The organism is Streptomyces sp. NPDC059166 (genome assembly GCF_042755185.1).
Classification (GTDB): Bacteria; Actinomycetota; Actinomycetes; order Streptomycetales; family Streptomycetaceae; genus Streptomyces.
Window position 1 is genome coordinate 72,695 of the sequence record NZ_JBHZCI010000014.1, and the last position, 12,332, is coordinate 85,026.

Annotated in this window: 12 protein-coding genes; 7 read left to right on the forward strand and 5 right to left on the reverse strand. The window is 71.8% G+C overall.

Annotation, left to right across the window (positions count from 1 at the left end; translation table 11 throughout):
• Positions 1–6: 6 nt before the first annotated feature.
• The 4 genes from ACFXOA_RS13210 to ACFXOA_RS13225 form a co-directional block, all read right to left on the reverse strand.
• Positions 7–414 (reverse strand): DUF742 domain-containing protein, encoded by a 408-nt coding sequence (locus ACFXOA_RS13210; protein WP_385026172.1) that lies wholly within the window; start codon positions 412–414, stop codon positions 7–9.
• Positions 411–848, reverse strand: coding sequence for a roadblock/LC7 domain-containing protein (locus tag ACFXOA_RS13215; RefSeq protein WP_385026175.1), 438 nt, complete (start codon positions 846–848; stop codon positions 411–413). The genes ACFXOA_RS13210 and ACFXOA_RS13215 overlap by 4 nt, the downstream gene beginning before the upstream one ends.
• Positions 845–3,799, reverse strand: coding sequence for a nitrate- and nitrite sensing domain-containing protein (locus tag ACFXOA_RS13220; RefSeq protein ID WP_385026178.1), 2,955 nt, complete (start codon positions 3,797–3,799; stop codon positions 845–847). Before ACFXOA_RS13220 ends, ACFXOA_RS13215 begins: the two co-directional genes overlap by 4 nt.
• Before the next feature lie 329 nt (positions 3,800–4,128).
• Complete coding sequence (locus tag ACFXOA_RS13225; RefSeq protein ID WP_385026181.1) at positions 4,129–4,305, reverse strand: hypothetical protein; 177 nt, start codon at positions 4,303–4,305, stop codon at positions 4,129–4,131.
• Between the two features lie 183 nt (positions 4,306–4,488).
• Between ACFXOA_RS13225 and ACFXOA_RS13230 the strand changes: the two genes are divergently transcribed.
• The 7 genes from ACFXOA_RS13230 (at position 4,489) to ACFXOA_RS13260 (ending at position 11,862) form a co-directional block, all read left to right on the forward strand.
• Positions 4,489–7,392: a Na+/H+ antiporter subunit A gene (locus ACFXOA_RS13230; protein WP_385026184.1), complete on the forward strand. Its 2,904-nt coding sequence runs from the start codon at positions 4,489–4,491 to the stop codon at positions 7,390–7,392.
• Positions 7,389–8,069, forward strand: a complete 681-nt coding sequence (locus ACFXOA_RS13235; protein WP_385026187.1) for a Na(+)/H(+) antiporter subunit C — start codon at positions 7,389–7,391, stop codon at positions 8,067–8,069. Before ACFXOA_RS13230 ends, ACFXOA_RS13235 begins: the two co-directional genes overlap by 4 nt.
• On the forward strand, positions 8,066–9,709 hold the full coding sequence (locus ACFXOA_RS13240) for a Na+/H+ antiporter subunit D (RefSeq protein ID WP_385026190.1): 1,644 nt from the start codon (positions 8,066–8,068) through the stop codon (positions 9,707–9,709). The genes ACFXOA_RS13235 and ACFXOA_RS13240 overlap by 4 nt, the downstream gene beginning before the upstream one ends.
• Entirely contained in the window at positions 9,706–10,335 is a 630-nt protein-coding gene (locus ACFXOA_RS13245; protein WP_385026193.1) for a Na+/H+ antiporter subunit E, read from the forward strand. Before ACFXOA_RS13240 ends, ACFXOA_RS13245 begins: the two co-directional genes overlap by 4 nt.
• Positions 10,332–10,655, forward strand: coding sequence for a monovalent cation/H+ antiporter complex subunit F (locus ACFXOA_RS13250; RefSeq protein ID WP_385026196.1), 324 nt, complete (start codon positions 10,332–10,334; stop codon positions 10,653–10,655). The genes ACFXOA_RS13245 and ACFXOA_RS13250 overlap by 4 nt, the downstream gene beginning before the upstream one ends.
• A complete protein-coding gene (gene mnhG / locus ACFXOA_RS13255) occupies positions 10,652–11,053 on the forward strand; it encodes a monovalent cation/H(+) antiporter subunit G (RefSeq protein ID WP_385026199.1) in 402 nt (133 codons plus the stop codon). Before ACFXOA_RS13250 ends, mnhG begins: the two co-directional genes overlap by 4 nt.
• 89 nt (positions 11,054–11,142) lie before the next feature.
• Entirely contained in the window at positions 11,143–11,862 is a 720-nt protein-coding gene (locus ACFXOA_RS13260) for a CDP-alcohol phosphatidyltransferase family protein (protein ID WP_385026202.1), read from the forward strand.
• Here ACFXOA_RS13260 and ACFXOA_RS13265 read toward each other — a convergent pair.
• Positions 11,831–12,280, reverse strand: a complete 450-nt coding sequence (locus tag ACFXOA_RS13265; RefSeq protein WP_362539771.1) for an adenylyltransferase/cytidyltransferase family protein — start codon at positions 12,278–12,280, stop codon at positions 11,831–11,833. The genes ACFXOA_RS13260 and ACFXOA_RS13265 overlap by 32 nt on opposite strands.
• Positions 12,281–12,332 lie beyond the last annotated feature (52 nt).

Consider the following 12,332-nt stretch of genomic DNA (forward strand, 5'->3'; position numbering starts at 1 on the left):
ATCGGTTCAGAGTCTCCGGAGTCCGTCACGTACGGTGGCCAACAGGCCCATGTCTGCCCTGCCGGACGCCCCGGCCGCCATCAGCGGGGCGCGGGCCAGCAGCAGGCCCTGGCCGACGAGGTCGGCGAGCAGGATCTTGGTCACCGAGACCGGCAGCCCGAGGCCGGCCGACACCTCGGCGACCGCCGCTGGACGGCGGCAGCGGTCGAGGATCATGCGGTGTTCGGGCTGCAGCCTGCCTGTCCTCAGGGGCGTTCCGCGCTCGTCCACGGCCCTGTCGGCCGTGGTGAGCACGGTGATGAGGCTGAAGTCGTCCCGTTCGGGTGCGGTTCTTCCGCGAGTGATCGTGTACGGGCGCACCATGGTGCCCGCGCCGTCCTCCTCGGTCTCCTCGTCGTCCCGGTAGGGGTTCACGCCCGGTGCCCCTCCCCGGTACCGAAGGCGTCGAAGTCGCCGCGCGCCGGTGCGGTGAGCTTCTGGCCGACCTGCTGGACGAGGTTGTGCATGGCCAGGGACATCACCTCGGCATCGACCTCCTGGGAGGCGACGACGGCGAGGTGCGTGCCCTGTCCGGCCGAGATGATGAACAGCCAGAGATCGGCCAGTTCGACGATGACCTGGTGGACCGTCCCGCCGTCGAACAGCTGGCCGACCCCTCGGGCGAGGCTCTGCTGGCCGGTGCATATCGCGGCGAGCCGCTCGGCGTCGGCGCGGTCGACCGTGCGTGAGTGGCTGACCACCAGTCCGTCGTCGGACAGCAGTACGGCGTTCAGGGTCTCGGCGACCGAGTCCACGAGCCCGTCGAGCAGCCAGTCCAGGTCCTGGAGGGTGGCCGTTGTGCGTGTCATGACCGTTCTTCTCTCGTAGGGGAGGGGGTGGCGGGGGAGTCCGACGGCTCGGCCGCCGCACGTGCCGCGCGCGAACGCCGCTGGAACGCCCCGATCGCCGCACCGGCCCGCCGGGGGGCGGGGCGCAGCAGGGGGTTCTCGTCCCAGCTCGGGGGCTTGGGCGCGGTGGTGCGCGCCCCGGACGGGTCCAGCCGGAGCTCGTCCACCAGGCTGGCCTGGCGTACGCGGCGGGGGAGCGGGGGCTCTCCGCCCGCCGGCAGGGCGGCCTCGGCCGGCCCCGCCGGGAGGGCTCGTGGCCCGGGCAGGTCCGGAGGGCCGGGTGTGAGGTATCCCGAGGCGCCGTACTCGGCCGGATACTCCGGCGGGACGTCCGGCAGGGGCGACGGGAAGTCGTCAGCCGGTTCCGGGTACGGCAGCTCGGGGACCGGGTACTGGCCCGCCGCCGTCATGTACGGCCGCTCCTCGCCCTCGTAGGGCCGGCCGGCCCCGGCATACGGGCTGTCGATCCCGGTGTACGGGCTGTCGGCGTACGGCTGTTCCGGGGCGTAGGGCTGTCCCGGTACGGGGAACGAGCCGTCGTCGTACGGCTGCCCCGGGCCGTCCGGGTAAGAAGGGCCGTCGGTCCGGTAGGGCTGTTCCGGGCCGTCCTGGTAGGCGGACCCGTCGGCCGGATACGGCTCCTGCCCGGTGTACGCGCCCACGCCCGGTGCGCGGGCGTCCGTGTCCCGTGCGAAGGACTCACCGTCCGGGTACCGCTGACGGCCGGCCGGGGGCGGGGCCGCCGCCTCGCCCTGCCCGAAGGGGCCGTGCACCGGACCCGGGCCTTCCAGCGGCAGCGGCGGTCCGGGGGCGGCGGGAACCGGATCCCCGGGGACGTCGTACGCCTGCCCGTCCTCGTCGTCCGGCCGGGGCCGTGCGGTGTGGTCGGCCAGCGCGGTGACACCGGCCAGCGCGCGTCCCTGCACCCGCGTCGGCAGGGCGCCGGCAGCAGCCTCGGGAGCGGGGGTGCGCTCAGCGGCGGGGGAGGGCACGGCCGCGGGGCCGCTGCCCGGTCCGGGCACGGTCAGCCGGTCCGGGACGAGGACGACGACACGCGTGCCGCCGAAGGCGGACGGCCTGAACTCGACGCGCAGGCCGTGCTGGTCCGCGAGCCGTGAGATCACGTAGAGGCCGAGCCGGATGTCCTCGGAGTGGGCGAGAACGTCCATCCGGGGCGGTCGGCTCATCAGCTCGTTCGCCTCCGCGAGCTGGTCCTCGTCCATGCCGAGACCGCGGTCCTCGACCTCGATGGCCAGTCCGCGGCTGACCTGTGCCGCGCGGACCTCGACCGGGCTCGGCGGCCGGGAGAAGGTCAGCGCGTTCTCGATCAGCTCCGCGAGGACGTGGGAGACGGGACCCACGGCGCGCTCGGACAGCCACGGGGTGCCGTCCAGGTCGAGAACCACACGCCGGTAGTCCTGGACCTCGCCCTGCGCCGACCGCATCACGTCCAGCAGAGGCACGGGCTTGCGCCAGCGCCGGTGGGGCGAGCCGCCGGCGAGGATCACCAGGTTCTCCTCGTAACGGCGCAGACGGGCCGTCAGGTGATCGAGGTCGAAGAGGCCCTCGAGCACCTCCGGGTCCTCGTGTTCGCGCTCCAGTTCGTCCAGCTTCTTGAGCTGCTGGCCGATCAGCTGCTGGGTGCGGCGGGCGATGCGCTGCAGCAGCCGCTCGAAGCCGCGGTGCTGGTCCGCCTGCTTGACGGCCGCGGCCAGGGCGCTGGTGCGCGCCTGGTTGAGTGCGTCGCCCAGCCGGGTCAGCTCGTCGTCGCCCTCGCTCGGTGTCTCGATCGCCGCGGCCTCCGCCTCGACGTCTATCTTCTCGCCCCGCGCCAGTCTCTCGACCACGTCCGGCAGGGCCTTCTCCAGTTCCTCGGCGCGCTCCTGGAGGCCGGACACGCGGCGGCGGAGCTGGCGGGTGAGACGCCAGGTGGTCCAGACGACCGCGATCACCGCGAGCAGCCCGATCACCGAGGTGAGGACCGTCTTCAGGAGGAGGGACATGACCGTGCCCTTGCCGGTCACCATCACCGCGTCGGTGCGCTTCTCCAGCAGCTCGATCAGGCGGGGGGTGACCCCGTCCATCGCCGTGCGCCAGGTCTTCTCGTCCGCGCCGAGCTTCACGAACCCCGACCGGTCGGCCGCGGCGGGCCGCAGGATCTCCCGTTCGACCTCCGTCTTCGCCGCCCAGGCCGAACTCCCGGTCAGCGCACGCCAGTCGGCCTGCTCGTCCTTCGGGAGGTAGGGGAACACCTTGATCCCGGTCTGGAACGACTGACCGGAGACGGCGTTCCTGACCTCCTGGAGGTCCTTCGTGCTGAGCTTGCCCGTGGGCCAGCCGCGGGCGAGGATCGCGTCCGAGCGGGAGATCATCTCCTTGGCCCAGAACAGGTCCACCAAGGGCTGCCCCAGCGTGGTGACCTCGCCGTTGTCCACGTGGCTGAGTGCTGTGAACAGCTCCAGGTCCACGGCTATCAGGTCGGTGTAGTAGTGGTACGCCGCTTCCTGCTGGTCGCCGTCGCCCTCGTCGACGAGGCTGCGCTGGGCGGGCAGGCGGTTCATGGCCTCCCGCGCCCTGCCCACCGCGTCGCGCACTTCCTCGGGGGCGTCGTCCGCGCTGACGTCCGAGAGCGACTGGAAGTCCTTGATCGCCTTGTCGGTGAGTGTCCGCTGCCGTTTCAGGGCCGCGCCGGAGCCGTCGGGGCGGGCCAGCGCCTCGGCGCTGAGGCGCCGTTCCTCCTGCAGGTTGTAGTACACGATGTTGGACGGTTGGCCTGCGTGTTCGGCCAAGAGTCCCTGGGCTGCCTGGCGTTGGAAGTCCAGGAGTGTCTGGCCACTGGTGACGGCCCACAGGGCGGCCAGGGCGACTCCGGGGATGATCGCCAGTACGAGAAGGGCTGTCCGCAACGACATGGGTGCCGAGCCGGTCCGCCGTGACGCGCGCGTGCGCAGGGGATTCTCCTTGACGATGATGCCAGCCGGTGACTGGTCAAATACGTTGAGAACTTGGACGCATGGATACTAGCCACAGTGCAAAAAAGAAGAGGAAGTGGCCTCACATGTTCAACACGGCGCGCCCGCTATATGCGCACGTGTCTCCGTCGAAGTGTCGGCGATGTCCGAGGTGCCCGGGTGGCGGTCCGCGCCGTGAAGGGCGAGGCTGAGACCGGGCGGCGGGATCCCGCGGATCCAGGGAGGCGGAAGCCGTGTCGGACACACCACCTCCACACTGTGTGAACAGGTCACCCGAGGGTGACGGCCTCACCGTCTCCGGCGACGCGCACTGCCGTCTGCGTCACCGTGCGGGTAAGCGCCTCCCCTGCGGCGTCCCCGACGAGCCGGAGCATCTGCCCCTCGATGCCGACCGGGTGATCAGGCCGGGAGGCCTGGACGGCGCGGGGATACGTGACCAGCCGCACGTCATACCGTGTGGCCGGTCGCGAACAGGGCAGATGTCGCTCCATGGCCAAGGCGGAGCGAACACGGGCGGTCGGTGAGGGGGACCGGAAGCGGCGGTCCGATGCTCGCGCGGCGCGCCGGACGGGTGAACCGGGCCGGGGGATATATCTGTATTCGGTGCCCTTTGTTCCGGACCTCGCATCGTGATCGCGCTCATCGTCAGCCACTTCGTCCTGGCGGCCTGCGCGGGCCCGCTGGTACGCCGGCTCGGCCGGCTCGCCTTCCTGGTGCTGGCCCTCCCCCCGGCCGTGACGACGGTGTGGGCGGGCACCCGGTGGGCCGAGGCGGCCTCCGGGCGGGCCGACACCTGGTCCTGGGAGTGGATCCGCGCCTACGACGCGTCCGTCGCCCTGCGCCTCGACGCGCTCGCGGAACTGATGGTCCTGCTGGCGGCGGGCGTGGGGACACTCGTCCTGCTCTACTGCGTGTCGTACTTCACCGACGACTCACCCCAACTCGCCCCCTTCGCAGGGAATCTGCTGGCGTTCGCCGGTGCCATGACCGCGCTGGTCCTCGCCGACGACCTGATCACGCTCTACGTGTTCTGGGAGCTGACCACCGTCTTCTCCTACCTGCTGATCGGTCACACCAGCCGGCGCAAGCAGAACCGCCGATCCGCCCTCCAGGCCCTGACGGTTACCACACTCGGCGGACTCGCCATGCTGGTCGGCTTCCTGATCATCGGTCAGGAGGCCGGTACCTACCGCATCTCCGCCATCGTGGCCGATCCGCCCGGCCCGACCTCCGCCGTGTCCGTCGCCGTCGTGCTCGTGCTCTGCGGCGCTCTGTCCAAATCGGCGATCTGGCCCTTCAGCCTGTGGCTGCCGAACGCCATGGCGGCACCCACCCCCGTCAGCGCGTATCTGCACGCCGCGGCCATGGTCAAGGCCGGCGTCTACCTGGTGGCGCGGCTGGCACCCGCCTTCGCGGACGTACCCGTGTGGCGGCCGGTCGTCCTCGTGCTGGGGGGCGCGACCATGCTGCTGGGCGGCTGGCGGGCGCTGCGGCTCAACGACCTGAAGCTCGTGCTGGCCTACGGAACCGTGAGCCAGCTCGGCTTCCTGGTCGTACTCGCCGGCGCCGGAAACCGGGACGCGGCGCTCGCCGCCGCGGCGATGATCCTGGCCCACGCCCTCTTCAAGGCCGCGCTCTTCCTCGTCACCGGCATCGTCGACCACACCGCCGGCACGCGGGACCTGCGCAGGCTCTCCGGCCTCGGACGCGGCAGACCCCAGCTCCTGGTGGTCGCCGTGCTCGCCGCGGCGTCCATGGCCGCCCTGCCCCCACTCCTCGGGTTCGCGGCCAAGGAGGCGGCGTTCGAGGCGCTGCTGCACGGTGACACGGCGGACCGGTGGACACTGGCCGTGGTCGTCGTGGGCTCCGCGCTGACCGTCGCCTACACCCTCCGCTTCCTCTGGGGGGCCTTCGCCCGGAAGCCCGCGATCGCGGACACCCCGGGGCACAGGGTCGGCGCCGCGTTCCTCGCCCCGCCCGCCGTGCTGGCCGTCGCGGGGCTCGTCCTCGGCCCCGGCGTCGGGTGGACGGACCCGTTGTTCGCCGCCTACGCCGACAACTTCCCCGCCCCCGCCCACCCTTACCACCTCGCGCTCTGGCACGGCTTCGGGACGGCCCTGCTGCTGTCCGTCCTGGCCTGGGCCGCCGGGGCCCTGCTCTTCGCCGGGCGCGGGCGCGTCACGGCGTTCTCCCGGCGCGTCGCCTGGCCGACCGCCGACAGCGTCTTCGGTCATCTCCTCCTCGGCCTGGAACGGGTTGCCCTCCAGGTCACCGGCTTCGTCCAGCGCGGCTCACTCTCCGGCTACCTGGCCATCACCCTGCTGGTGATGCTCACCGGCCAGCTCGCCGTCCTGGTCACCGACCGGCCCTGGGAGGGGGCGGCCGCCCCTCGCGTCTGGGACACCCCGCTCCAGGGCGCCCTCGCCCTGCTGACCTGTGCGGCAGCCCTCTCCTGCCTGACCGTCAGCCGCCGTATGAAGGCGGTGGTCCTCGCGGGGCTGACCGGCTACGGGGCCGCGCTGCTCTTCGTCGTCCAGGGCGCGCCCGACCTCGCGCTCACCCAGTTCTGCGTCGAGACCGTGTCGATGATCGTCTTCGTGCTCGTCCTGCGCCGGATGCCGGTCCGCTTCGAGGAGCCGATCGGCACCTGGCGGAGGGCGCTGCGCATCCCGGTCGCGCTCGGCGCCGCGGCGACGGTCGGCGTGGGCGTGTGGGTGGCCGGGGCGGCGCGCACCGCCGAACCGGCGGGTGCCGCGATGGTCCAGGAGGTCGCCGACCACGGCCTCAAGGACGTGGTCGCCACCATCCTCGTCGACCTGCGGGCCTGGGACACCCTGGGGGAGTCCGCCGTTCTCGCGGCGGCCGCGATCGGCGTCACGAGCCTCATCTACCTCCACCGGCGCGGCGAGACGGCCGCGGACAGGGAGGAACTGAAGGGCGAGACGGCTTGGGCCCTGTCCACCGGCCGGCTGACCGGCCTGCCCCAGGGGGACGACACCGCGCCCGAACGCGACTGGCTCGCCGCCGGATCCACCCTCGCGCCCGAACACCGCTCCGTCGTCTTCGAGGTGGTCGCCAGACTGCTCTTCCACCCGATCCTCGTGCTCTCCCTCTACCTGCTGTTCTGCGCGGAGAACATGCCCGGAGGAGGCTTCGTCGCCGGACTCGTGGCGGGCCTCGCGCTCATCACCCGCTATCTGGCGGGCGGCAGGTTCGAACTCGCCGAAGCCGCACCCCTGCAGCCGGGACTCTTCACCGGCCTCGGCCTGTTCGTCTCCACCGGCGTCGCCCTCGGGGGGCTCGCCGAGGGAACCGTGCTGCACGCCTGGACGTACCACGGCCACCTCCCCCTCTTCGGCGACTACCACCTGAGCACCTCGGTCCTCTTCGACTTCGGCGTCTACCTGCTGGTCCTCGGGGTGGTCCTGGACATCGTCCGGGCGCTGGGCGCCAAGGTCGACCGGCAGATCGAGAGGGCCGCGGGCGCACTCGCGCCGGCGACGGACACCGGGCGGGGGGAACCGAACCGATGACCATGAGCTTCTCGCTCCTCGCCACCGCCGCCGTGCTCTGCGCCGTCGGCGGCCTGCTCATGCTCACCCGCCCTCTCACCCGCATCCTGCTGGGCGCGGTGATCGCGGGCAACGGCATCAACCTGCTGGTGCTGTCCGCGACGGGGACGGCCGGTGCCGCACCGCTGCTCTACGGGGTGCCGCTGCGCCGGATCACCGACCCCCTGCCCCAGGCGATCGCCCTCACCGCCATCGTCATCACCCTCGCCACCACGGCGTTCCTGCTCGCCATGGCCTACCGCGGCTACCAGCTCACCGGCACGGACGAGGTCCACGACGACCTCGAGGACCGCCGGATCTTCCTCCGCGCCGAGGTCCTCGGCATGCGGGCCGAACTCCGTGAGGAGTACCGGGCGGAGTCAGGCCGTACTCGCACCGAACGCGCCCGCTACCGGGAGCAGCACCGGGAGCTGCGGGCCCGGCTGCGGGCCGACCGGGCCCTGCAGGCCCGTGGCCGGGACGCCGGCGGAGACCTGTGGAACGACGTACTGGGAGCCGACCCGGAGGATTATGTGAACGACGACGACCGCACCGACGGCGGGTCCACCGGCCCCGGGCCGAAGCCCGGCCCAGGCCCCGCGGCGGGCCCCGGCGGGGGAGACCCCGCGGCGGGCCCCGGTGGGGGAGCCGCCGGATGAACGCCCTCGTCCCGCTGCCCGTCCTGCTGCCGTTCTGCGCCACCGGGCTGAGCCTCGCGTTCGGCACCAGGCTCGCACGCTTCCAGCGCGTCATCAGCGTCGCCGTGCTCTCCGCCGTGCTCGCCCTCTCGGTGACCCTGATGATCGCCGCCGACCGGCAGGGCCCCCTCGCCGTCGACCTCGGGGACTTCGCGCCGCCGCTGGGGATCACGCTGGTCGCCGACCGCCTGGCCGGGCTGATGCTGACCGTCTCCTCGGCCGTGACCCTCCTGGTGCTGGTGTACTCCCTCGGCCAGGGCATGGCCGACCGCGACAAGAAGACACCCGTCGCCGTCTTCCACCCCGCCTACCTCATCCTGGTCGCCGGGGTGTCCCTCACCTTCCTGGCGGGCGACCTCGTCAACCTCTACGTCGGCTTCGAGATCATGCTGGTCGCCAGCTTCGTCCTGCTCACGCTCGGCGGCACAGGACCCCGCATCAGGGCGGGCTCCACCTATGTGATCATCTCGCTCTTCTCCTCGATGCTCTTCCTGACCGCGATCGCCATGACCTACGCCGCGGCGGGAACCGCCAACCTCGCCCAGCTGGCCGTCCGGCTGGGCGAACTCCCGCAGGGTGTGCAGACACTGATCCAGGCCATGCTGCTCACCGTCTTCGCCATCAAGGCCGCGGTCTTCCCCGTGGCGGCCTGGCTCCCCGACTCCTACCCGACCGCCCCCGCCCCCGTCACCGCAGTGTTCGCCGGGCTGCTGACCAAGGTCGGCGTCTACTGCATGCTGCGGGTGGAGACCCTGCTGTTCCCCGGGAACCGGCTCGGCGACCTCCTGATGGCCGTGGCCCTCGCGTCGATGACCGTGGGCATCCTCGGAGCGGTCGCGCAGACCGACCTCAAGCGGCTCTTCTCCTTCACCCTGATCAGCCACATCGGCTACATGGTCTTCGGCATCGGCCTCGCCACCCCCGCCGCGTACGGCGGCGCGATCTTCTACGTGGCACACCACATCACCGTCCAGACCACCCTCTTCCTCGTCGCCGGACTGATCGAACGCCGGGGCGGCACCAACGAACTCACCCGGCTCGGCGGACTGGCCCGCTCGGCTCCGCTGCTCGCCGTCCTCTTCTTCGTTCCCGCGATGAACTTCGCGGGCATCCCGCCGCTTTCAGGGTTCATCGGAAAGCTCGGTCTGATGCGGGCGGGCGTCGCGGACGGGAGTGTCTGGGCCTGGGTACTCGTGGCAGGGGCGACGGCGACGAGCCTGCTCACCCTGTATGTGATGGCCAAGATCTGGAATCTGGCCTTCTGGCGGACCGAGCCACCGGGCCAGGCCGCCTACGGCACGGTGCTGGAGACCTCCGACGACAGCGACGACGACGACGACACGGACGCCGGGCCGGACCGGATCCCGGGCACCGGCGACGAAGGGGTGGGGCCGGTCACCGCTCCCGCGGCCACCATGCTCGGGAAGGCCGTCACCACCACGGTGCGGCCCCCCTGGGCGATGACCGCCGCCACCGCCGGAGCCGTCCTGCTCGGGCTGGCCTTCACCGTCCTGGCCGGTCCGCTGACGGCCTTCACCGACCGTGCGGCTGACGAACTCGTCGCCCGCCGGCCGTATGTGGAGGAGGTGCTCGGCCCGTGAGGCGTCTGATCACCTTCTCGTACCGGAACCCCGAACTTCCGCCCTACAGCGTCGAGTTCGCGGGCCGCCGGCGCCGTGTCCTGGACCTCCCGCTGATCGCCTGGCTCACCCTGATCTGGGTGCTGCTCTGGTCCACCCTGACCTGGGCCAACGTCGTCACCGGTGTGGTCGTCGCCGTCACCGTCTGCCTGGCGTTCCCGCTGCCCCAGGTCGACCTGGGCCTTCGGCTGCACCCCTGGGGCATCCTGCGGCTCGCCGGCTACCTCCTCTACGACATGTACACCTCGGGGGTGCGCGTCACCCGGCAGATCTTCGCCGGCCGTCCGCACCGGCCCGCGGTCATCGCCGTACCGCTGCGCTGCCGGAGCGACCTGATGCTCGCCGCGACCGCGGTGACCGTGTCCAACGTGCCGGGCGGCGCCGTCGTTGAGGTGCGCAGGGCCACCGCCACTCTCTTCCTGCACGTCCTGGACGCGGACCGGCCGGAGGAGCTGGAGTCCGCCAGGCGGCAGGTCTGGAAGCTGGAGGAGCTGACGGTGCGCGCCTTCGGCACCCGGGACGAGATCGCGAGGGTGTCCGAACCGCCACCCGCCGCCGGAACCGGCGGCGCAGAGGAGGAGTCATGAGCGGTCCCGAGAACGTCGACCGGGTGCTGATCACCGCCGGCGTCGTCCTCGTCGTCGTCGCGGGCGCGCTGCTGCTCGTCCGGGTCAGCCGCGGCCCCTCGATGCTCGACCGGGCCATCGCGCTGGACGTCTTCGCCGCCGTGGTCATCGCGGGCCTGGGCGCCAAATCCGCCTACGCCCGTGACTCGTTCTACTTCCCGATCATGCTCGTGCTGGCCTTCCTCGGCTTCACCGGTTCGGTGGGCATCGCCCGCTTCATCGCCGTACGCGACAAACCGCAGCCGCGCCGCGGTTCCGCCGGGAAGGGGGGCCGGGGGTGAGCCCGTGGATCCAGGTCCTGGACACCGCGGGGGCGGTCCTCGTGCTCGTCGGCGCGGCGATCTGCCTCCTCGGTGTGGCCGGCATGCTGAAACTGCCCGACGTCCTGTCGCGCAGCCACGCGGCGACCAAACCCCAGACGCTCGGTCTGCTGCTGGTGCTCGCCGGGGTCGGGCTGAGGCTGCGTGGAGGCATGGACCTGGCCACACTGGGGCTCATCGGCTTCTTCCAGCTGATGACGGGCCCCGTGGCCGCCCACCTCGTCGCGCGATCCGCCTACCGGACGGGCCAGATCGAGCGCGGTGAACTCCTCTTCGACGACCTCGACGCGCAGCTGACCGAACCGGAGCCCCGCCGCCAGGAGGACTCCGGCGAGGGGCGGGGTGCCACGCCGGACTGAGCGAGGCCGGTGAATGTTCCGAATGTCCGTGCGGAGACCGCCCGGTCTGCGATGATGCCGCCCGGGAAGAACCGGACGCTGGGGGGCGTATGTCGGATACGGGTACGGTGCTGCGCGAACTGCGCGGCGCCCAGAAGTCGTCCAAGGGTGTTTCGCTCTACTCGCGGTACGTGAACAGACCGGCCGGGCGACTGCTCGCCGCCGGTGCGTTCCGAATCGGACTGACGCCTAATCAAGTCACGCTGGTGAGCGCGGTGTTCACCTTCACGGCCGTGGCGGCGGTGGCGCTCGGCGAGCCCTCCTGGAAGCTCGGCGCACTCGTGTACGCCGGGCTGGTGGCCGGCTTCGCCTTCGATTCGGCCGACGGGCAGCTCGCGCGGCTCACCGGGCGGGGCGGACCGGACGGGGAGTGGCTCGACCACGTCGTGGACTGCGCGAAGATGATCCTCGTCCACACCGCGGTCCTCATCTCCTTCCACCGCTTCGGAGGGGTGCCCGGGGAAGGGTGGCTGCTGCTCCCGCTCGGCTTCCTCTTCGTCGCCGTGCTCACCTTCTGCGCGGGACTGCTCCGCGAGCAGCTCGGCAAGGCGGCGGGCCCGGCGCCGGCCACCGGGGCCGCGCCCTCCGGGATCCGCGCCGTGGCGCTGCTGCCCGCGGACTACGGGGTCTTCTGCCTGGTCTTCCTGCTGCTCGGCTCGCCCGGGGCGTTCCGCACCGGGTACGCCGTACTCGCCGCCGTGCACGCCGTGTTCCTGGTGGCGTTCCTGGGCAAGTGGTTCAGGGAGCTGAGAGCGCTCCGGGCGGGCTGACGAGCACGTCCAGGGCCCGGCGCAACTGGGTGCTGGACGTGTGGACCGTGTACGGGAAGTAGACGACCTCGACGCCGACCTCCGCGAAGTCCCGCTCCAGGCGCTCGCCCTTCTCCGTCCCCCGCCAGTCGTCGCCCTTGAAGATGACGTCGAAGCGGACCTGCTGCCAGGTCTCGACCTTGTCGGGCACGGTCTCCACGAACGCCGCGTCCACGTACCGCACACTGCGCACGATCTCGAGCCGTTCGGGCAGCGGGATCACCGGCCGGTGGCCCTTGGCCAGGGCGGCCATCTCGTCCGAGACGACCCCCGCCACCAGGTAGTCGCACTGACTGCGGGCGTGCCTGAGGATGTTCAGGTGGCCGACGTGGAACAGGTCGTACACCCCCGGCGCGTACCCGACCCTGTGCTGCACCATCCGTTCTCTCCCCCCACGGTGGAACTGGTGCGAACGACCTTACTGTGAAGAA

Coding starts and splice junctions, on each gene's coding strand:
- ACFXOA_RS13215 (WP_385026175.1), bottom strand. CDS start 848: ATGACACGCACAACGGCCACCCTCCAGGACCTGGACTGGCTGCTCGAC.
- ACFXOA_RS13220 (WP_385026178.1), bottom strand. CDS start 3,799: ATGTCGTTGCGGACAGCCCTTCTCGTACTGGCGATCATCCCCGGAGTC.
- ACFXOA_RS13235 (WP_385026187.1), top strand. CDS start 7,389: ATGACCATGAGCTTCTCGCTCCTCGCCACCGCCGCCGTGCTCTGCGCC.
- ACFXOA_RS13240 (WP_385026190.1), top strand. CDS start 8,066: ATGAACGCCCTCGTCCCGCTGCCCGTCCTGCTGCCGTTCTGCGCCACC.
- ACFXOA_RS13250 (WP_385026196.1), top strand. CDS start 10,332: ATGAGCGGTCCCGAGAACGTCGACCGGGTGCTGATCACCGCCGGCGTC.
- ACFXOA_RS13260 (WP_385026202.1), top strand. CDS start 11,143: ATGTCGGATACGGGTACGGTGCTGCGCGAACTGCGCGGCGCCCAGAAG.
- ACFXOA_RS13265 (WP_362539771.1), bottom strand. CDS start 12,280: ATGGTGCAGCACAGGGTCGGGTACGCGCCGGGGGTGTACGACCTGTTC.